The organism is Streptomyces sp. NPDC058678 (assembly GCF_042714835.1).
Classification (GTDB): domain Bacteria; phylum Actinomycetota; class Actinomycetes; order Streptomycetales; family Streptomycetaceae; genus Streptomyces.
The window spans coordinates 52938-71818 of sequence record NZ_JBHXSG010000001.1 but is presented as its reverse complement, the minus strand read 5'-3'; the positions used below and the strand labels follow the sequence as shown (position 1 = coordinate 71818).

Below are 18881 nucleotides of genomic sequence, written 5' to 3'. Positions count from 1 at the left end.
CCAGGGGGTAACCCGGCGGTCGGCGCGCCCGCCGCCGTACGGGGCTGCCTGACGCGGGTCGGGGTTCGGGGCGGCGCCCCCCCCCCCCGCGTGGTGGGCCCGCCTCACGTGCGTACGAGCTGTCAGCACTTCTCCCGCAGGGAGTGCAGGTGCTTGCTCGAACGGCGTGCGAAGGTGAACGACTCGGTCGGGTTGTCGTGCTCGGCCTGCCAGTGGTGGGCGAGTCGTTCGCCGCGCAGCCGGGTCACGGCGGAGATGAACCGCTGGTAGTCGATGTCGCCGTCACCGACGTCGGTCATGCGGTAGCCGTACTGGTTCGCCGGGTCGCTCTCCCCGTCCTTGACGTGGAAGAGCGGGTAGCGGTGGGGCTGCTTGAGGACGTAGTCGAGGGGTTCGAAGGGCGCGGGCGTGCCGTCGGGCCGCTTCGAGAAGCGGAACTGGCCCGAGTACGCCCAGAAGATGTCCATCTCCAGGAACACCAGGTCGGGGTCGGTCTCGGCGAGCAGCACGTCGTAGAGCCGGACCTTGGGGTTGTCGGTGGCGAAGGAGAACTCCTCGGAGTGGTTGTGCTGGTAGAACTTCATGCCGCGTGCCCTGGCCGCCGCACCGTAGGTGTTGAAGTCCTCGGCCGCGCGCTTCCACGCGTCGACGGTCGAGCCGTAGCGGAACGGTCCGGCGGCGGTGCCGATGTGCTTGAGTCCGAGGGCCTGGGCGTCGTCGAGGACCTTGGTGAGGTTCTGGGCGAAGGTGTAGGCGTTCGGGTCGCTGGAGTAGTAGCCGACGTGGCTGCCGATCGGGTTCAGGCCGTGGTTCCTGGCCAGCCGTTTGAGCTGGGCGAGCGTGATCGGACCGGCCGAGCCCTGGGTGTAGCCGGCGAACTCGACCTCGTCGTAGCCGTACTTCTCCAGCTCGGCGAAGACGGGGGCGAAGCCCAGCGTGGAGACCTTGTCGCGCAGGCTGTACAGCTGGATGCCGAGCCGCCCGGGCGGCAGGACGGGACGGCCCCGGCCGGCGGCGGAGGCCGTGGCTTCGGTGCCGGCGGTGGCGGCCGTGGCGGGGGCCGCCGCGGCGCCGAGTATGGCGGCCGCGGTGGTTCCGGCGGCCACGCCGAGCATGCCTCGTCTGGTGAGGCGGTGGGTGAGTTCGGGGTCGTGCGCCTTGCTCGTTCCGGTGGTGCGGGGTGTGCGGCTCATCTGGAACTCCTCGTGGTGGGAGGGCGTTGTCAGTGGTGAGTGGTTCACTTGTGACCAGTCAGGACAGACCGGACAGGTGGAGCAGCAGTGCTTTCACGTCGGTGGCCGCCACGCGGTCTCCGACAGCGCGGGGGGTGGAGCAGATGAGGAGCGGACCGTCGTCGTCGCTCTCGGGAAGGCGGCCGTGGCTGCCGCGAATAGGTGAGGGATCCAGGGGCACGACCGCCATGCGGTAGCGCATACCGAGTTTCTTGCGGGCCAGTGCCGTGGCCGCCTTCACCTTCACATAGGGGTCGAGCGGGTCCATGAAGAGTTCGACCGGGTCGTAGCCGGGTTTGCGGTGGATCTCGACCAGTTGCGCGAAGTCGGGCGCGCGGGCGTCGTCGAGCCAGTAGTAGTACGTGAACCAGGCGTCCGGCTCCGCGACGGCGACGAGTTCGCCGGAGCGCGGATGGTCGAGGTGGTGGGCCTTCTTTCCCTGGTCGTCCAGGAGTTGCTCGATGCCGGGCAGGCCGTCGAGGGCGGCCCGGGTCGCGTCGAGGTCTTCGGGCCGGCGGACGTAGACGTGGGCGATCTGGTGGTCGGCGACGGCGAAGGCGCGGGAGGCCATCGGGTCGAGGTACTCCATGCCGTCCTGCGTGTGCACCTCCAGCAGCCCGGCGCGGCGCAGGGCTCGGTTGATGTCGACGGGCCGGTCCACGCGGGTGATGCCGTACTCGGACAGGGCGACGACGGTACGGCCCTCGGCGCGGGCGTCGTCCAGGAGCGGGGCCAGGGCCGCGTCCAGATCGGCGGCCGCCTTCAGGGAGCGCGGGTCGTCGGGGCCGAAGCGCTGCAGGTCGTAGTCGAGGTGGGGGAGATAGCAGAGCGTCAGGTCGGGGTGGCGGGTGTGGATGATGTGGCGGGTCGCGTCGATGATCCAGCGGCTGGAGACCAGGTCCGCGCCTGGCCCCCAGAAGTGGAAGAGGGGGAAGGTGCCGAGTTTCTGGGTGAGTTCGTCGTGGAGGGCGGCGGGCCGCGTGTAGCAGTCGGGTTCCTTGCGGCCGTCGGCGTAGTAGACGGGACGGGGGGTGACGGTGATGTCGGTGTCGGCGCCCATGGCGTACCACCAGCAGATGTTGGCGACCGTGTAGCCGGGGTGCGCGCGGCGGGCGGCGTCCCAGAGTTTGTCTCCGGCGACCAGACCGTTGTGCTGACGCCACAGGAGTACATCGCCGAGTTCGCGGAAGTACCAACCGTTGCCGACGATGCCGTGCTCGCCGGGGTGGGTGCCGGTCAGGAAGGTGGACTGGGCGGCGCAGGTGACGGCGGGCAGGACGGTGCCGAGCGGCGCTTGGGAGCCGGACCGGGCGAGCGCCTTGAGGCGGGGCATGTGGTCGAGGAGACGGGGGGTGAGGCCGACGACGTCGAGGACGAGGAGAGGGGTTGGGCCCGGGGTGGTCCGGTGGGTGCTCATGGGAGCTCCTTCAGGCCGAGGTCCGTCAACAGGTCGCGGGCCAGGGTGAGTTCGGCGGCGATGCCGTCGGCGAGCTGGGACCGGCCGCGGGGCCGCAGCTCGGGCGGGAGCGCCTGCCAGGTGTAGGTCTCGACCTCCAGGTGACGGGTGAGCGGTTGCGGTCCGCCCACGAGCCGGGTCAGGGCGGCTTTCAGGACGGGGAGCGTGGAGGTGAGGGGCGCGGCGGGGGCCGAATGCAGCGGGACGTGGAAGTGGGCACGCCAGGGGGCCGCGTCGGGAAGCGTGTCGCCCGTGAGGGCCTCGCCGAGGTCGTCGGTGCCGCGAAGGCCGGCGGCCACGGGAGTCCCTCCCGCGCGAACGGGGTCGAGAGCGGGGCGGGCGCGGGTCTGGTGCAGGAAGCGGGGTTCGTCGAAGGCGGACAGGGCCTCTCGGACCTCGGGGAGATGGGGGTGTTCGGCGTGCAGTGCGGCCGAGAGCTGGGACTTGACGACGGGGATTCCGGCCCGGGTGAGCGCGTCCAGGGCGGTGTGCGGGTCTTCGAAGGAGGTGGCGAGGTGGCAGGTGTCGACGCAGATGCCGATGCGGTCGTGGCCGATCGCGGTGAGCGGGCCGAGGGCGTCGGCGGTGGTCTCGACGACGCAGCCGGGTTCGGGTTCGAGGCCGACGCGGATGGAGCGGCCGGTCAACTCAGCGAGGGCGTCCAGTCGTCGGGCCAGGGCGAGCAGGGCGGTGCAGGCCGTCTCGGTGCGCGCTGCCGTGGACGTACCGTCTGCTGTCACGGATCCGTCGGTGGGCGGCAGAGCGGTCCGCCAGGCCAGCGGCAGCGTGGAGATGCTGCCCTCGGTGACGTCGTCGGGGAGGAGCCCGGCCAGGACCCGGGCCAGGGCCGTGGTGTGGTCGAGACGTTCGGGGTCGGCCCAGTCGGGCCGGTACACGCGGTACTTGACCTCTTCGGCGCCGAAGCCCTCGTAGGGGAAGCCGTTGAGGGTGACGACCTCGAGGCCCCGCCGGTCGAGTTCGGTACGCAGCGCGCGCAGGGCGGACGGGTCGGTGACGAGGGCATGGGCGGCGTCCTTGGCGAGCCACAGGCCGATGCCGAGCCGGTCGCGGCCGAGGCGTCGGCGGACGGGCTCGCAGTGGTCGCGGAGCTGGGCGAGGACGCCGTCGAGGGTTTCGGCGGGATGGACGTTGGTGCAGTAGGCGAGGTGGACGGTGGAGCCGTCGGGGTGGCGGAAGCGCATCGCTCACTCCCCGCCGCGCAGCACGGAGTTGCCCTCGTGGGTGGCCTCGGGTGTCGCGACCTCCAGGTTCAGGCGGCCGCTGAGGCCGTAGAAGGCGACGGGGTTGCGCCACAGCACCCGGTCGACTTCGTCGTCGGTGAAGCCCTCGGCCAGCATCAGGTCGCCGACCTTGCGCGTCTTGAGGGGGTCGCTGCGACCCCAGTCGGCGGCGGAGTTCACCAGCACCCGCTCGGGCCCGTACGTGCGAAGGATCGCGACCATCCGCTCCTCGTCCATCTTGGTCTCCGGATAGACGGAGAAGCCCAGCCAACAGCCGCCGTCCTTGGCCGCTTCGACGGTCGTCTCGTTGAGGTGGTCGACCAGGACCCGCTCCGGGGGCAGCGCCGACTCCCGGACGACGTCGAGGGTGCGTCGCAGGCCGGCGAGCTTGTCGCGGTGCGGAGTGTGGACGAGCGCGGGCAGGTGGTGGTCGGCGGCGAGCTGAAGCTGCGCGGCGAGGGCGGTGTCCTCGGCGGGGGTCATCGAGTCGTAGCCGATCTCACCGACGGCCACGACCTGGTCCTTGACGAGATACCGGGGCAGTTCGTCGAGGAGGGGCAGGCAGCGCGGGTCGTTCGCCTCCTTGGGGTTGAGGGCGAGCGTGCAGTGGTGGGCGATGCCGTACTGGGCGGCGCGGAAGGGCTCCCAGCCCAGGAGGGAGTCGAAATAGTCGAGGAAGGAGGCGGGCGAGGTGCGGGGCTGGCCGAGCCAGAAGGACGGCTCGACGACGGCACGGACGCCCGCGGCGCGCATGGCCTCGTAGTCGTCGGTGGTGCGGGACGTCATGTGGATGTGGGGGTCGAAGATGCGCATCAGAACTCCTCGCCGTCGCCGCCCGGATCGCCCTTCGCAGCGGGCGGGGCGGGCGTGGGGTCGGTCAGGGTCAGGACGCGGTACAGGTCCTCGGGGACGGGACGGCCGGCGGCGGTGCGTTCGGCGGCGTAGTCGCGGAGCATGCGGGCGAGTTCCGCGTCGGCGTCGGCCCGGCCGTCCAGGTCGGCCACCGCGTCGACGGGCACACCGGTGAACAGGCACTTCAGGACGGCGTGGCGCCAGTGGTGGGCGGGCAGGTGCCGGGCGGCGTACGGGCCGACCGCGGCGGCGAGGAGGTGGGTGTCGTTGGTGCGCAGGGCGTCCTCGACGAGCGGGAGGGCGTCCGGGCCGGGCACCAGGTGGGGCAGGGCGTGCAGGACGGCTCGGCGTTCGGCGGCGGTGCCCTGCGCGTAGACGCGGGTGAGGGCGTCCGTGTCGGCGCGGGCCGCGTGCAGGATGAGGACGCGGACGGCGTCGGCGTGGGCGGAGCCGCAGCGGCGCCCGGCCTCGGCCAGGCGCAGCTCCCACACCGAGATTGGTCCGTGCGTGCCGGGATGGGCGGCGGCCTCGTCGAGGGCCTGGTCGAGCCAGGCGCGGGCGGCTCCGTCGAGGCGGGCGACGACGCGGCCGTGCAGGTCGGGTGGCGGGGTGCGGGCGAGGGTGGCGCCCTGGATGCCTGCCGCCGGGGTAGCCGGGTCGGCGTCGGTGTGGGTCATGAGGTGCTCCCTGGTGAGGGCGCCGCCGCGTGACGGAGGAACGGGAGGGACAGTTCGGCGAAGTGGGGGCCGGCGTGGGAGTGGCGGGGCAGTTCCACGACGGTCAGGCCCTGGTAGCCGGCGGCCGCCAGGGCGGCGAGCACCGGCGGGAAGTCGATCTCCCCGTCTCCGAGAGGGAGGTGTTCATGGACACCACGGCGCATGTCCTCGATCTGGACGTGCCGCAGCCAGGGGGCGGCGGCACGTACGCACTCGGCGGGAGACCAGGGCTCCAGGCACTGGCAGTGGCCGATGTCGAGGGTCAGGCCGAGATGCTCCGGGTCGCCGAGGGTACGGCGCAGTCGGTGGAAGTCGGCGAGGGTGGCGAGGAGGTGACCGGGTTCGGGTTCGACGGCCAAGGGGATGCCTGCGCGGGTGGCGGCGTCCAGGACGGGCGCGAGTGTCTCGGCCAGACGCTTCCACGCCGTGTCCGTGTCCGTCCCCGCCGGCGTGATCCCGCTGAAGCAGTGCACGGCGTGGGCTCCGAGGTCGGCGGCCACCCGGACCGCGCGGATCAGCAGGTCGACGCGTCGGGCCCGGCCGTCCGGGTCCGGGTCCAGCAGGGAGGGGCCGTGTTTGCGCCGGGGGTCCAGCACATAGCGGGCGCCTGTCTCCACGGTGACCGACAGCCCGAGCTCGTCCAGCCGTTGCGCGAGGCGGCGTGTGCGGGAGGCCAGGTCCGGGGCGATCGGGTCGAGGTGCATGTGGTCGAGGGTCAGCCCGACCCCGTCGTAGCCGAGGTCGGCGAGGAGAGCGAGGGCGTCGTCGAGGCGGAGGTCGGCGAGGCCGTTGGTGCCGTAACCGAAGCGGAGGGGGTGGGAGGTGGAGGGGGGAGAGGTGACGGCGGGACTGTGCGGGTGGGGGGTGATGGTGGGACTGTCCGGAGGGAGGGCGCTTGCGGGGCTGTGCGCGTGAGGGCTGGTCGCGGGGTTGTGCGGCCGGGTGTCTCCGGCGGCGCGGGTTCTGGCCTTGCCGGTCGGCGGGCGGAGGGGCTCGGGGTTCATGTCACGCTCACCTTCCTCGCGAATCTCGCGGCGAGTGGGGCCAGGGCGGCCGTGAGCAGGGCGGTGACGGGGGCGCCGGAGCGGGCGGAGAGGGCGGCCTGGAGGGGGATCGTGGCGCGGATGCCGCCGCTGACGGCTCGTTGGGTGAGCGGGGGTGACGGGTTGAGGGTGGCGTGGAAGTAGGGGCGGGCGGCGGTCGTCGCGTAGCCGGCTGCGAGCGCGGTGCGCACAGCGACGTGGGGCGCCGACACCGGGATGCCCTGTTGCCTGGACGGACGGGACACGAGCCCCGTCAGCGCGGCGGTCACGGCCAGGGCCGCCAGCGGGGCCAGGGGTGTGCCGCCTTGGGTTTCGCGGCGTGACACGGCAGTGACCGTGAGGGTGTGTGCGCTGAGGAGGGTGGCGGACGGAAGGGCTCGGCGGATGCCACTCGCGGTGCCCGTGCCCGGCGGCGTCCCCTCCTGCATGGACGCCCCCGCGCTCGTCGTGGCCGTGGCGCCGAGCAGCAGGTCCAGGCCGCGCGCCGCCGCCATGGCCACAGGGCCTGCCGGGGTGCGTTTCAGGGCGAGGTCGTACGCCCAGACGGTCGCCGCCAGGGTCGTCGCGACGGCAAGAGCGGGGCGCCCGGCGCGAGCGGCCAGGGACAGGCCGGTACCGGTGAAGGCGCAGGCAGCCGCGAGCGCCGCGGTGGGGCGGACGCGGCCGGAAGGGAGGGGGCGGTGCGGGCGCTCGGCGGCGTCCTCGTCCCGGTCGGCCCAGTCGTTGAGAGCCATGCCGGCCTCGTACAGGCAGAGGGAGGAGCAGATGGCGAGCAGGGTGCGGGGGTTCGGGTGCGGGGCGGCTGCCGCCGCACCGGCGAGAGCGTCGCCCGGGACGGTGAACAGGGCGGGGAGGCGCAGCAGTTCGGCCCAGGCCGCTCCCGCCGCGGGGCCGTTCATCGCGCCACCTCGGCCCGCAGCCGCCGGCCGAACCCCACCAGTGCGGCGTACTGCTCCCCCAGGGCCGACGGCCCCTGCCCCACCGGGTCCTTGAAGTAGAAGCCCAGTTCGGTCAGCGGGCCGGACAGGCCCCGCTCGTGGGCGCGGGCGACGAGGCGGGCCAGGTCGAGGACCAGGGGTGCGGCCAGGGCGGAGTCGCAGCCCTGCCAGGTGGTCTGGAGGATCATGCGGGCGCCGAGGAAGCCGTCGAAGGCGATGTGGTCCCAGGCGGTCTTCCAGTCGCCGAGTACGGGAACGTCGTCGATGTGGATCTCGCCCTCGGGGACCGCGCCGAGAGTGTCGGCGAGAACGCGCTCCTTGCCCGCGTTCTTCGCCGCCGCGGCGGCCGGGTCGGAGAGGGAGGCGCCGTCGCCGCCGCCCAGCAGATTGGTCCCGGACCAGGCCCGCACGGCGAGCGCCCGCTGCGCGAACATCGGGCCCAGCACCGAGCGGAGCAGGGTCTGGCCGGTCTTGCCGTCCCGGCCCGCGTAGGGGAGTCCCGACGACTCGGCGAGTGGCGCCAGCGCCGGGTGGTGCAGGCCGGTCGACGGGGTGAAGTTCACGTACGGGCAGCCCGCGCGCAGGGCCGCCGCCGCGTAGAGGGAGCTGGCGGGCAGGTCGGTGCCGGTTGCGGCCGGTTCCGTGGAGGCGACGTTCACCACGACTGCCCGGTCCAGGGCCCGCCGCCGAACGAAGTCCCGTATGTCCGAGGCGAAGGCGGCGATCAGCTCGTCCTCGCCGCGGCCGTCGTCCGGGACGGGGCCGCCAGGCCTGATCTCCCGGTCCGCGGCAGTCAGTTCGGCCTCGATCGCCGCCGGGAGACCGTACGGCAGGACACCGCCGGCCGCCAGCGCCTCCGCGCGTTTGGGCAGGGGGCAGTCCAGCGTGTCGTGACCGCCGAAGACGAGGGCGCCCAGGGCCGGCAGGCCGCTGTCGGCGAACACGGGTGTCTCGGTGACCAGGCCGCTCGGTGGGTGCAGGCCCGCGCTCACTGCGGCACAGCCGGCGACGACCGTGGTGGCGACGGAGCCACGCGCCCCGATCAGCCATACACCGACGCGCGGTGCGGAAACGGACGCGGACATGGGCAGCCTCCTTGTCGAACACGTCGTACGAAGTCGCACGAGATCGCACCAGGTCGCACGAGATCGCACGAGATCGCACGAGGGTCGCGAAACCGTCGTACGAACGCCTGGGCCGTACGCACAGCCGGCGGTCTTACAGAGCTCGCGCTGGGGGAAAGCGGCGGGCGGGAGTCCGGCGTCCCCCGCCCGCCGCCGCTCAGTCGCCCTGCGAAGCCGTGGGTGGCATGGACTTCGCGGGCAGTTCCTTGATCCGGATGTCGCGGAAGGACACCCGGTCGTCGGCTCCGTGGTTCTGGATGCCGACGTGGCCGTCCCTGAGACTGCGGGCCGGATCGGTGTTGGTGAAATCGTTGATCTTCACGCCGTTGAGCCAGACGCGCAGACGCTCGCCCTCCACCCGGATCTCGTACGTGTTCCACTCCCCCGGCGGGTTCAGCGCGCGGTCGCGCTTGTTCACGTCGGCGGACCGGAACCCGTAGACGGAGCCGGTGGTCTTCTCCGGCACGTCGGTGGCGTCGATCTGGATCTCGTAGCCGCTGTTCACCGCCGACCACGGGTCGGACGAGGGCGGGAAGCCCACGAACACACCGGAGTTGTCGTCGCCGGACTCACTGGCCATCTTCCAGTCGAGCTTCAGCGAGTACGCCCCGAAGGCCCGGTCGGCGTACCAGAGCATCCCCATCCCGCCCGACGAGGTGATCGTGCCGTCGTCGTCCAGCGTGAAGGAGCCCGGGCCGGCCTGGCTCCAGCCGGCCGTCGAGCTGCCGTCGAAGAGCGGACGGTATCCGGTCTCCGGTCGACAGTCCGCCTGGACACCGCCTGTTGCATACAGGATCCCGCCGGCCAGGTGCCTACGGAATACCGGATCCGCGTACGACTCCTTCGTGTGCCCGCCGCCCGTGTAGAAGGCGCGGCCGCCCTGGTAGGTCTGGCACCAGGCGATCGGATGGTCGCCGTGCATGGTGCCGCCGGAGTACGACGACTCGTCGAGCGAGGCGAGGACGTGGGCCCGCTCCCGGGGATTGGAGCGGTAGTTGTACCACTCGTCGGTGCGCTCCCAGGTCATCGGAAGGTCCGAGGTCGCCGGGTGTGCGCGGTCCTCGACGTCGACGGTCGCGGGCTGGATCGCCGGGTGCGACTGGAAGTAGGCGCCGGCGAGGCCGCCGTAGAACTCCCAGTCGTACTCGGTGTCGGCGGCGGCGTGTATGCCGACGTAGCCGCCGCCGTGGCGGATGTAGCCCTCGAAGGCCGCCTGTTGGGCGGGGTCGAGGACGTCTCCGGTCGTGGACAGGAACACGACCGCGTCGTATCGCCGCAGGTTGCGCGCGGTGAACGCGCCGGCGTCCTCCGTCGCGTCGACCTTGAAGCCCGATGTCCGGCCGAGCTGCTGGACGGCCGCCACGCCGTCCGGGATCGAGTCGTGCCGGAAACCGGCCGTCTTGGAGAAGACGAGCACCCGTTCGCCGTCGTCGGGGTGCGAGGCGGCGGGCCCGGAGACGCAGCCGAGGAGCAGCGCCGCGCCGGCAACCGCTGTGCGCAGACGTCTGGTTGGTCGCATCACCATCGCCTCCTCTCAGCCGGTCGTGAAGGTGAAGTCGTCCACGTCGTACAGGGCGCCGGTGCCCCTGCCCTTGAAGACCAGGTACAGCGTGGTCGTGCCGCGCGGGGCGCGGGACAGGTCGGCGCTGACGTCCTGGAAGGTGTCCCAGCCGCCGGTCACCGGCACGGTCGCCTTTCCGAGCAGCGTGCCCCTCGCGGACCCGGCGCGGATCTCGAGCGTGCCGCCCGTGCCGCCCGAGGAGACGCGGGCCGTGATCTTCTCGGCGTTGCCGAGGGCGTACGGCGTGAAGGAGATCCAGTCGCCGTTGTGCACGTCCCCGACCGTCTTCCCGCCGTGTGCGGTGTCCTTGGCGACGACGGAGACGCCGGAGGAGGCGTTGAAGTGCTCGGCCTGGCGGTGCTCGGGCTGGACGACGTTCTGGTCGTGGGTGGTGAGCGGGGCCTGGCCGCCGCCACCGCCGTCGGTGTACTCGGCGTCGAAGACGCCGAAGATGTTGGCGTCCTCGTCGTGGCCGCCGTCGGCGCTGGTCTGGATGGTGCCGGTGCAGCCGTTGGCGGAGGTCAGCGGGTGGCCGTGGGTGTCGTGGCCGAGGATGAAGGTGACCTTCACCTTGGCGCAGTCGACGGCCCTGCCGTCCTCGGGGTCGGTGACGCGCACCTTGAACGGGATCGCGTCCCCGAAGCTGAACAGCTGCCCGTCACGCGGGAGTTCGAGGGTCACCTTCGGTGCGGTGTTGCCGACGACGATCTGCACGCTCGCGCTGCCGGTGCGGCCGCTCGGGTCCTTGGCGGTCAGGGTCGCGGTGTACGTGCCGTTCTTCTTGTACGTGTGCGTCGGGTTGGCCGAGGTCGACGTGGCTCCGTCACCGAAGTCCCAGCTGTGGGTGACGGTGTCGCCGTCCTGGTCGGAGGTGCCCGCGGAGGAGAAGCTCACCCGCAGCGGGGCCTGTCCCGAGGTCCGGCTCGCCGCGGCCTGCGCGACCGGGGAGTGGCCGTCGGTGGCGTTCTCGATGCGGTACAGGGCCGAGTGCTCGTCGCCGCCGAACCAGGAGACGCCGTAGTCGAGGACGTACAGCGCGCCGTCGGGACCGAAGGCCATGTCCATGATCTGGGTGCCGGTCCACGGCACGTCGTTGATCGACTGAACAGTGCCGCTGTCGTCGCTGACGATCCTCTTGATCCAGCGGCGGCCGAACTCCCCGGCGAAGAAGTCGCCGTCGTAGGCCTCGGGGAACTTCACCGGCGAGTCGAGCGAGGCGTCGTAGTGGTAGACCGGCCCGCCCATCGGAGACTCGGAGCCGGTGCCGAACTCGGGCACGGATCCGCCGTCGTACGGGATCCAGGCCGGCTGGGCGGGCGGCAGGTCGGTCAGGCCGGTGTTGTGGGGGGAGGTGTTCTTCGGGGCGCTGCAGTCGAACGGTGCACCGGATACACCGGTCGCGAAGTCGTATGCGATATACGGGTCATTGTCGCCCGTGCAGAACGGCCATCCGAAGTTCCCGGGACCGGTGACCCGCGCGAACTCCACCTGACCGGCCGGTCCACGGGCCGGGTCGGCGGTGCCGGCGTCCGGGCCGTAGTCGCCGACGTAGAGGATGCCCGTCTCCTTGTCGACGCTGAAGCGGAACGGGTTGCGGAAGCCCATCGCGTAGATCTCGGGCCGCGTCCTGTCCGCGCCGGGCGCGAAGAGGTTGCCGTCGGGGATCGCGTACGAACCGTCGGCGTTCACCTTGATGCGCAGGATCTTGCCGCGCAGGTCGTTGGTGTTGCCGGACGAACGCCGGGCGTCGAAGGCGGGGTTGCGGTTGTCCCGTTCGTCGATGGGGGTGAAGCCGTCGGACTGGAACGGGTTGGTGTCGTCGCCGGTCGACAGGTACAGGTTGCCCGCCGCGTCGAAGTCGATGTCGCCGCCGACGTGGCAGCACAGGCCGCGGGAGGCCGGGACGTCGAGGACCTTTTTCTCGCTGGCGGCGTCGAGGGTGCCGTCGGTCCTCAGGACGAACCGGGAGAGCCGGTTGACGCCGTCGAAGGGCGCGAAGTCGGCGGCGGTGCCGGTCTCGGGGGCGTCGCCCGCGGGGGTGCTCAACGGGGGCGCGTAGTAGAGGTAGATGAAGCGGTTGCTCGTGAAGTCCGGGTCCACGCCGATGCCTTGGAGGCCCTCTTCGTCGTGGGAGTAGACGTCGAGCTTGCCGGCGAGCCTGGTGTTGCCCGCCGCGTCGGTGAGGCGGAGTTCGCCGTCGCGCGAGGTGTGCAGGACCGAGCGGTCGGGGAGGACCGCGAGCGACATGGGCTCGCCGACCTCCGGCTCGCCCTTGGCGAGGGTGACCTGCTGGAAGTCCTCGGCGGCGGAGGCGGCCGGCGCGGCCGTCGCGGCTCCCGGGTCGGCGACGGCTGCGCCGGCCTGTGGCGCGGTGAGGGTGAGGGACGCGCCCGCCAGCAGCGCGCTGCTGAGCAGGGCGACTGCCTTGCTCAGCGGCAGGCGTCGTCTGTGGGTCTCGTTTCTGTCGGTGCTGGTGGTGCTGTCGTTCCCGTGCACGGGTGCCTCCAGAATGGGGCCGGTTGTACGTGCGGGTGCGGTGCGCCGGGATGCGCCGTCATCCCGGAAGTCATGGCAGGGGCAACGCCGTCGGTCTACTCGTTGCCGCCGAACGCCGCGTCGAAGGAGGCCGACGGCGGCTCGAAGTCGTACGCCTTGAGGCGGGCCAGGGCCTCCGGGGCGCCCTGGAGCCGGTCCATGCCGGCGTCCTCCCACTCCACGGAGATGGGGCCCTGGTAGTCGATGGAGCGCAGCATCCGGAAGACGTCCTCCCAGGGGACGTCTCCGTGGCCCGCGGAGACGAAGTCCCAGCCGCGGCGCGGGTCGCCCCAGGGCAGGTGGGAGCCGAGGCGGCCGTTGCGGCCGTCGAGCCGCTTGCGGGCCTCTTTGCAGTCGACGTGGTAGATGCGGTCGCGGAAGTCCCAGAGGAAGCCGACCGGGTCGAGGTCCTGCCACACGAAGTGGCTCGGGTCGAAGTTGAGGCCGAAAGCCGGTCGACGGTCTACCGCGTCCAGCGCGCATACAGTCGTCCAGTAATCGTATGCAATCTCGCTGGGGTGGACTTCGTGCGCGAACCGCACGCCCTCCGCGTCGAAGACGTCGAGGATCGGATTCCACCGCTGGGCGAAGTCCTCGTAGCCGCGCTCGATCATCGAGGCCGGCGCGGGCGGGAACATGGCGACCAGGTGCCAGATCGCGGAGCCGGTGAAACCGACGACCGTGTCGACCCCGAAGGCGGCCGCGGCGCGGGCGGTGTCGGCGATCTCGGCCGCGGCCCGTCGCCGTACGCCCTCCGCGTCGCCGTCTCCCCAGATGCGGGCGGGCAGGATGGCCTGGTGGCGTTCGTCGATGATGGCGTCGCAGACCGCCTGGCCGACCAGGTGGTTGGAGATGGCCCAGCACTTGAGGCCGTACTTGTCGAGGAGTTGGTGGCGCGAGTCGATGTACGACGGGTCGGCGAGTGCCTTGTCGACCTCGAAGTGGTCGCCCCAGCAGGCGAGTTCGAGACCGTCGTAGCCGAAGTCGCGGGCGAGGCGGCAGACCTCTTCGAGCGGCAGGTCGGCCCACTGGCCGGTGAAGAGCGTGAAGGTGCGCGGCATGTCGCGGGGCCTCCTCAGGCCGCTATGGGCGTGTAGACGGAGTTCTTCTCGGCGCTCTCCTCCACCGCCGCCAGGACGCGCTGCACCTGGAGTCCGTCGGCGAAGGAGGGTTCGGGCCGGCGGCCCTCGGCGATCGCGTGGACCAGGTCGCGGGCCTGGTGGACGAAGGTGTGTTCGTAGCCGAGGCCGTGGCCCGGCGGCCACCAGGCGTCCAGGTAGGGGTGGTCGGGTTCGGTGACGAGGATGCGGCGGAAGCCGGCGTGCGCCGCGGACTCCGTACCGTCGTGGTACGAGAGTTCGTTGAGGCGCTCCAAGTCGAAGGCGAGCGAGCCGAGTTCGCCGTTGAGTTCGATGCGCAGGGCGTTCTTCCGGCCGGTGGCGTACCGGGTGGCCTCGAAGGAGGCGAGGGCGCCGGAGGTGAAGCGGCCGGTGAACAGGGCGGCGTCGTCCACGGTCACCTGACCGGTGCGGCTGCCGGCGGCGGAGGTCGCGGACAGGCCGCTGCCGGGGCCGCCGGGCAGCGGACGCTCCCGTACGAAGGTCTCGGTGAGGGCGGAGACGCCGGCGAGCGGTTCCCCCGCCAGGTACTGGGCGAGGTCGACGATGTGCGCGCCGAGGTCGCCGAGCGATCCCGAGCCCGCCAGTTCCCTGCGCAGTCGCCAGGTCAGCGGGAACTGGGGGTCCACCAGCCAGTCCTGAAGGTACGTCACCCGCACGTGCCGCAGGGTGCCGAGGCGGCCGTCGGCGACCATCGAACGGGCCAGCGCGGTGGCGGGCACCCGGCGGTAGTTGAAGCCGACCATCGCCAACTTGCCCTGTTCATAGGCGGTTTCGGCCGCGCGGGTCATCACTTCGGCCTCCTCGACGGTGTTCGCGAGGGGTTTTTCGCACAGCACGTGCTTGCCGGCGGCCAGGGCGGCGAGGGCGATCTCGGCGTGGCTGTCGCCGGGGGTGCAGATGTCGACGAGGTCGATGTCGTCCCGCGCGATCAGGGCACGCCAGTCGGTTTCGGTGGACGCCCAGCCGTGCCGGTCGGCCGCCGCGCGGACGGCCGCCGCGTCCCGTCCGCAGAGCGCGGCCAGGACCGGGGTGCGGGGAAGGTCGAAGACACGGCCCGCGGTACGCCAGCCCTGGGAGTGGGCGGCGCCCATGAAGGCGTAACCGACCATGCCGACGCGCAGCGACGGCTTCCCGGCCCCGGCCCCCTCCAGGCGCTCGGCCCCGGCCCTGTCCGGCCCGTTCGCCTCCGCCCCTGCTGACTGCTGCGGCTGTGCCATACGCGGTGTCCTCCTCGTCGTGGTGGCGCGGTGGGGGGTGCAGCCCGGGCCGTCGAGGAACCGGGCGCCTTCGGCGGGACGCCTCACTTGAAGCCGGTGGACATGTACTGGTCGACGTTGTCCTTGTCCACGACGGCCGAGTAGAGCGTGATCGACGCCGGGATCTCGTACTCGGCGAGGCCGCTGACTCCCTTGGTCTGGCCCAGGGCGCGGGCGAGATCGATCGCGGAGGCGGCCATGGTCGGCGGGTAGAGGACGGTCGCCTTCAGGACGCCGTTGTCCTGCTTGATGGCCTGGAAGGCGGACAGGGCGCCCGCGCCGCCGACCATCAGGAAGTCGTCGCGCCCGGCCTGCTCGATGGCGCGCAGCGCGCCCACTCCCTGGTCGTCGTCGTGGTTCCAGACCGCGTCGAACTTCGACTGTGCCTGCAGGAGTTGGGCCATCTTGGCCTGCCCCGACTCGACCGTGAAGTCGGCCGCCTGGCGGGCCACCTTCCTGATGTCGGGGTAGTTCTTCAGCGCGTCGTCGAAGCCCTGGGTGCGCTGCTTGGTCAGCTCCAGGTTGTCCAGGCCGGCCAGTTCGATGACCCTCGCACCGGACTTCCCCTTGAGCTTCTCGCCGATGTAGTGACCGGCGCTGAGGCCCATGCCGTAGTTGTCTCCGCCGATCCAGCAGCGGTATGCCTGCGGGGTGTTGAAGATCCGGTCGAGGTTGACGACCGGGATGCCCGCCCGCATCGCCTTGAGGCCGACCTGGGTGAGCGCCTTGCCGTCGGCGGGCAGCACGACCAGGACGTCGACCTTCTTGTTGATGAGGGTCTCGATCTGCCCGATCTGCTGGGCGGTGTCGTTCGAGCCTTCGGTGATCTCCAGGGTGACGTCGGAGTACTTCTTCGCCCGGTTCTTGGCGTTGTCGTTGATGGCGTTGAGCCAGCCGTGGTCGGCCTGCGGGCCGGCGAAGCCGATGGTGACCTCCTTGCCGGGCTTGTCCTCGGCGGCCGGCCGATCGTTCGCGGCCGGCTCGTCGTCACTGGAGTCGTTGCTGGTGCAACCGGCGAGGAGGGCGCCCGCCGACACGGCGGCGGTCCCGAAGAGCAGTCCTCTGCGACTGGTGAAGCGGCTCGGGTAAGTCGGCTCTGGCATGGCGGTGAACCCTTTCCTCAGTTCGTGCTCGCGGTACGGCGCTGGACCAGCACGGCGGCGACGATGATCGCGCCCTTGGCGATCTGCTGGACGTCGCTCTGCAGGTTGTTCAGGGCGAAGATGTTGGTGATCGTGGTGAAGATCAGGACGCCGAGCACGGAGCCCGTGATGGTGCCGCGACCCCCGCTGAGCAGGGTTCCGCCGATGATGGCGGCCGCGATGGCGTCGAGTTCGTAGAGGTTGCCGTTGGTGTTCTGGCCGGAGCCGGACAGGATGATCAGCAGGAAGGCGGCGATGCCGCAGCACAGTCCGGACAGCAGGTAGAGGTACAGCCGCTGACGGCGTACGTCGATGCCGGCGAGCCGTGCGGCCTCCGCGTTGCCGCCGACGGCGACCGTGCGGCGTCCGAAGGTGGTCCGGTTGAGCACGAGCCAGCCAATGATCGTCACGACCGCGAACACCATGACCAGCGGCGGAATGCCGAGCACGTAGGAGTCGCGTTCGCCGAGGTCGAGGATGCCGTCGACGGTGACGATCTGGGTGCGGCCGTCGGTGATCTGCAGGGCGAGCCCTCGGGCGGAGGCCAGCATGGCGAGGGTGGCGATGAAGGGGACCATCCCGCCGTACGCGATGAGCAGCCCGTTGACCAGGCCGCACCCGAGGCCGACGATCACCGCGGTGAAGAGGATGCCCGCGAAGCCGTACTCCTGCGTGGCGACCGTGGTGGCCCACACGGAGGCGAGGGCGACGATCGCGCCGACGGACAGGTCGATGCCGCCCGAGGTGATGACGAAGGTCATCCCGACGGTGACGACGCCGATCACCGAGGCCTGAGTGAGGACGAGTTGGAGGTTGCGGGTGTCGAGGAACTCCTCCGGCTTGGTGATGCCGCCGATGACGATCAGCGCGGCGAGCACGCCGAGGAGGGAGAGGGTGCGCACGTCGGCGCGGAAGACGAGGGACCGCCAGGCCGGGGCTTCGTTCGCCGACGGCACCTTGTCGGCGCTGTCCCGGGGCGGGGAGACGGGCTGCGTCATGACGCGGGGCTTCCTTCCATGACGAGGTCGAGTACGCGGTGTTCGTCGAGGTCGCGGGCGGGCGCCGTGTGGACGACGCGGCCCTCGCGCAGCACCAGGACACGGTCGGCGAGGCCGAGCACCTCGGGGACCTCGCTGGAGACCAGCAGTACGGCGAGGCCTTCATCAGCCAGTCGACGGACGACTGCATACAGTTCGGCGCGGGCGCCTACGTCCACCCCGCGGGTCGGTTCGTCGAGCAGCAGCACCCGGCAGCCGCGCAGCAGCCAGCGGGCCAGGACGGCCTTTTGCTGGTTACCGCCGGACAGGGTGCGCACCGGCACGTCCGGGTTGTCGGGCCGAAGCGACAGCTCGCGCGTCGCGGCCCGCGCGGCCCGCAGTTCGGCGCCGCGGTCGATCCAACCCGCGCGTGCGAAGCGGGACATGGAGGACACGGAGACGTTGCGGGTGACCGACTCCAGCATCAGCAGGGCCTGCGCCTTGCGTTCTTCGGGGGCGAGTCCGAGACCGGCGCGGACGGCGGCGCGGACGCTGCCCGGTCGCAGCGGGCGTCCGTCGACGCTGACGTGGCCGGCGGTGGGTTTGCGGGCTCCGTAGATCGTCTCCAGGATCTCGGAGCGGCCCGAGCCCACGAGTCCGGCGAGGCCGACGATCTCGCCGGGACGGATGCTCAGGTCGAGGGGTTCGAACTCACCGTCCCGGGTCAGCCCTTCGACCTCCAGGACCGGGGTGCCGTCGGGTGCCCGCGCCGGCCGTTCCGGGAACACGTACTCGACGTTGCGTCCCGTCATCAACTCGACGACCTCGCGGGTCGGCGTCGTCTTCGCGGGCAGTCCCACCGCGACGGCCCGCCCGTCCTTGAGGACGGTCACCCGGTCGCCGATGCGGCGGATCTCCTCCAGCCGGTGCGAGATGTAGACGACCGCTACTCCGTCGGCGGTGAGGTCGCCGACGATCCGGAAGAGGTTGTCGACCTCGTCCGGGTCGAGGGCGGCGGACGGTTCGTCCATCACGATGAGCCGTACGTCGTGCGAGAGCGCCCGGGCCATGGACACGATCTGCTGCTGGGCGGCCGACAACTCCCCCACCAGGCGGCCGGTGTCGATCTCCGGATGCCCGAGTCGTTTGAGCAGCTTGGCCGTTGACGCTCGAGCCGCCTTGCCGCGTACGACGAAACCGGCCGCCGTGGGTTCATGGCCCAGGTGGACGTTCTCGGCCACCGACAGGTGCTCCACCAGGTCGAGTTCCTGGTAGATGGTGGCGATGCCGAGGCGCATCGCGGCGATCGGTGAGCGGAGCGTGACGGCATCGCCGCTCCAGCGGATGGTGCCGGTGTCGGGCTGGTGGGCGCCGGCCAGAACCTTGATGAGGGTGGACTTGCCGGCACCGTTCTGGCCGAGCAGGCAGTGCACCTCTCCGGCCTGGACGTCGAGGTCGACGCCGTCGAGGGCCCGGACTCCGGGGAACGACTTGGTGATGCCGGACATGCTGAGCAGCGTGGGTCGTGGTGCCATGTGCGGGTCCCCCTGGCAGGCGTGCGGGCCGGATTCAGGGCAGGGCGAAGCTGGGCGCGGTGCCGGTGAGCTGTATGCGGTCGGCGATGTGCCGGATGAGGTCTGCCGGCGAACGTATGCGGTCTGCTGACAGGTGCAGGGTGTCTGCCGGC

The 18881-nt window shown here is 71.5% G+C and carries 15 protein-coding genes; all 15 read right to left on the bottom strand.

Translation table 11 applies throughout. The features are described 5' to 3' along the window. Nucleotides 1–122 precede the first annotated feature (122 nt). Nucleotides 123–1193 (bottom strand): sugar phosphate isomerase/epimerase family protein, encoded by a 1071-nt coding sequence (locus ACFWWR_RS00280; protein WP_384301124.1) that lies wholly within the window; start codon nucleotides 1191–1193, stop codon nucleotides 123–125. A 58-nt stretch (nucleotides 1194–1251) separates the two neighbouring features. Beyond that, the gene (locus tag ACFWWR_RS00275; protein ID WP_384301122.1) at nucleotides 1252–2649 is read right to left on the bottom strand and encodes an alkaline phosphatase family protein; all 1398 of its coding nucleotides are present in this window, start codon (nucleotides 2647–2649) and stop codon (nucleotides 1252–1254) included. Next, the gene (gene eboE / locus ACFWWR_RS00270; protein WP_384301120.1) at nucleotides 2646–3890 is read right to left on the bottom strand and encodes a metabolite traffic protein EboE; all 1245 of its coding nucleotides are present in this window, start codon (nucleotides 3888–3890) and stop codon (nucleotides 2646–2648) included. The genes ACFWWR_RS00275 and eboE overlap by 4 nt, the downstream gene beginning before the upstream one ends. A gap of 3 nt (nucleotides 3891–3893) precedes the next feature. Next, nucleotides 3894–4742, bottom strand: a complete 849-nt coding sequence (locus tag ACFWWR_RS00265) for a TatD family hydrolase (protein ID WP_384301118.1) — start codon at nucleotides 4740–4742, stop codon at nucleotides 3894–3896. Next, complete coding sequence (locus ACFWWR_RS00260; RefSeq protein WP_383877681.1) at nucleotides 4742–5458, bottom strand: EboA domain-containing protein; 717 nt, start codon at nucleotides 5456–5458, stop codon at nucleotides 4742–4744. The genes ACFWWR_RS00265 and ACFWWR_RS00260 overlap by 1 nt, the downstream gene beginning before the upstream one ends. Continuing rightward, on the bottom strand, nucleotides 5455–6501 hold the full coding sequence (locus tag ACFWWR_RS00255; RefSeq protein ID WP_383877683.1) for a sugar phosphate isomerase/epimerase family protein: 1047 nt from the start codon (nucleotides 6499–6501) through the stop codon (nucleotides 5455–5457). The genes ACFWWR_RS00260 and ACFWWR_RS00255 overlap by 4 nt, the downstream gene beginning before the upstream one ends. After that, a complete protein-coding gene (locus ACFWWR_RS00250; RefSeq protein WP_383877685.1) occupies nucleotides 6498–7439 on the bottom strand; it encodes an SCO3242 family prenyltransferase in 942 nt (313 codons plus the stop codon). The genes ACFWWR_RS00255 and ACFWWR_RS00250 overlap by 4 nt, the downstream gene beginning before the upstream one ends. After that, nucleotides 7436–8563 carry an inositol-3-phosphate synthase gene (locus ACFWWR_RS00245; protein ID WP_384301116.1) on the bottom strand — a complete coding sequence of 376 codons (1128 nt, stop codon included), beginning with the start codon at nucleotides 8561–8563 and terminating at the stop codon, nucleotides 7436–7438. The genes ACFWWR_RS00250 and ACFWWR_RS00245 overlap by 4 nt, the downstream gene beginning before the upstream one ends. Before the next feature lie 196 nt (nucleotides 8564–8759). Further along, nucleotides 8760–10121 (bottom strand): ThuA domain-containing protein, encoded by a 1362-nt coding sequence (locus tag ACFWWR_RS00240; protein WP_384301114.1) that lies wholly within the window; start codon nucleotides 10119–10121, stop codon nucleotides 8760–8762. Nucleotides 10122–10136: 15 nt separating this feature from the next. Further along, entirely contained in the window at nucleotides 10137–12659 is a 2523-nt protein-coding gene (locus tag ACFWWR_RS00235) for a PQQ-dependent sugar dehydrogenase (protein ID WP_384301112.1), read from the bottom strand. 95 nt (nucleotides 12660–12754) lie between these two features. Beyond that, nucleotides 12755–13759: a sugar phosphate isomerase/epimerase family protein gene (locus tag ACFWWR_RS00230; protein WP_383874100.1), complete on the bottom strand. Its 1005-nt coding sequence runs from the start codon at nucleotides 13757–13759 to the stop codon at nucleotides 12755–12757. Between the two features lie 14 nt (nucleotides 13760–13773). After that, entirely contained in the window at nucleotides 13774–15036 is a 1263-nt protein-coding gene (locus ACFWWR_RS00225) for a Gfo/Idh/MocA family protein (protein WP_384301110.1), read from the bottom strand. 83 nt (nucleotides 15037–15119) lie between these two features. Further along, nucleotides 15120–16178: a substrate-binding domain-containing protein gene (locus ACFWWR_RS00220; RefSeq protein ID WP_383874095.1), complete on the bottom strand. Its 1059-nt coding sequence runs from the start codon at nucleotides 16176–16178 to the stop codon at nucleotides 15120–15122. Between the two features lie 17 nt (nucleotides 16179–16195). Then, nucleotides 16196–17215: an ABC transporter permease gene (locus ACFWWR_RS00215; RefSeq protein ID WP_383874092.1), complete on the bottom strand. Its 1020-nt coding sequence runs from the start codon at nucleotides 17213–17215 to the stop codon at nucleotides 16196–16198. After that, on the bottom strand, nucleotides 17212–18729 hold the full coding sequence (locus ACFWWR_RS00210; protein WP_384301108.1) for a sugar ABC transporter ATP-binding protein: 1518 nt from the start codon (nucleotides 18727–18729) through the stop codon (nucleotides 17212–17214). Before ACFWWR_RS00210 ends, ACFWWR_RS00215 begins: the two co-directional genes overlap by 4 nt. Nucleotides 18730–18881: the final 152 nt, after the last annotated feature.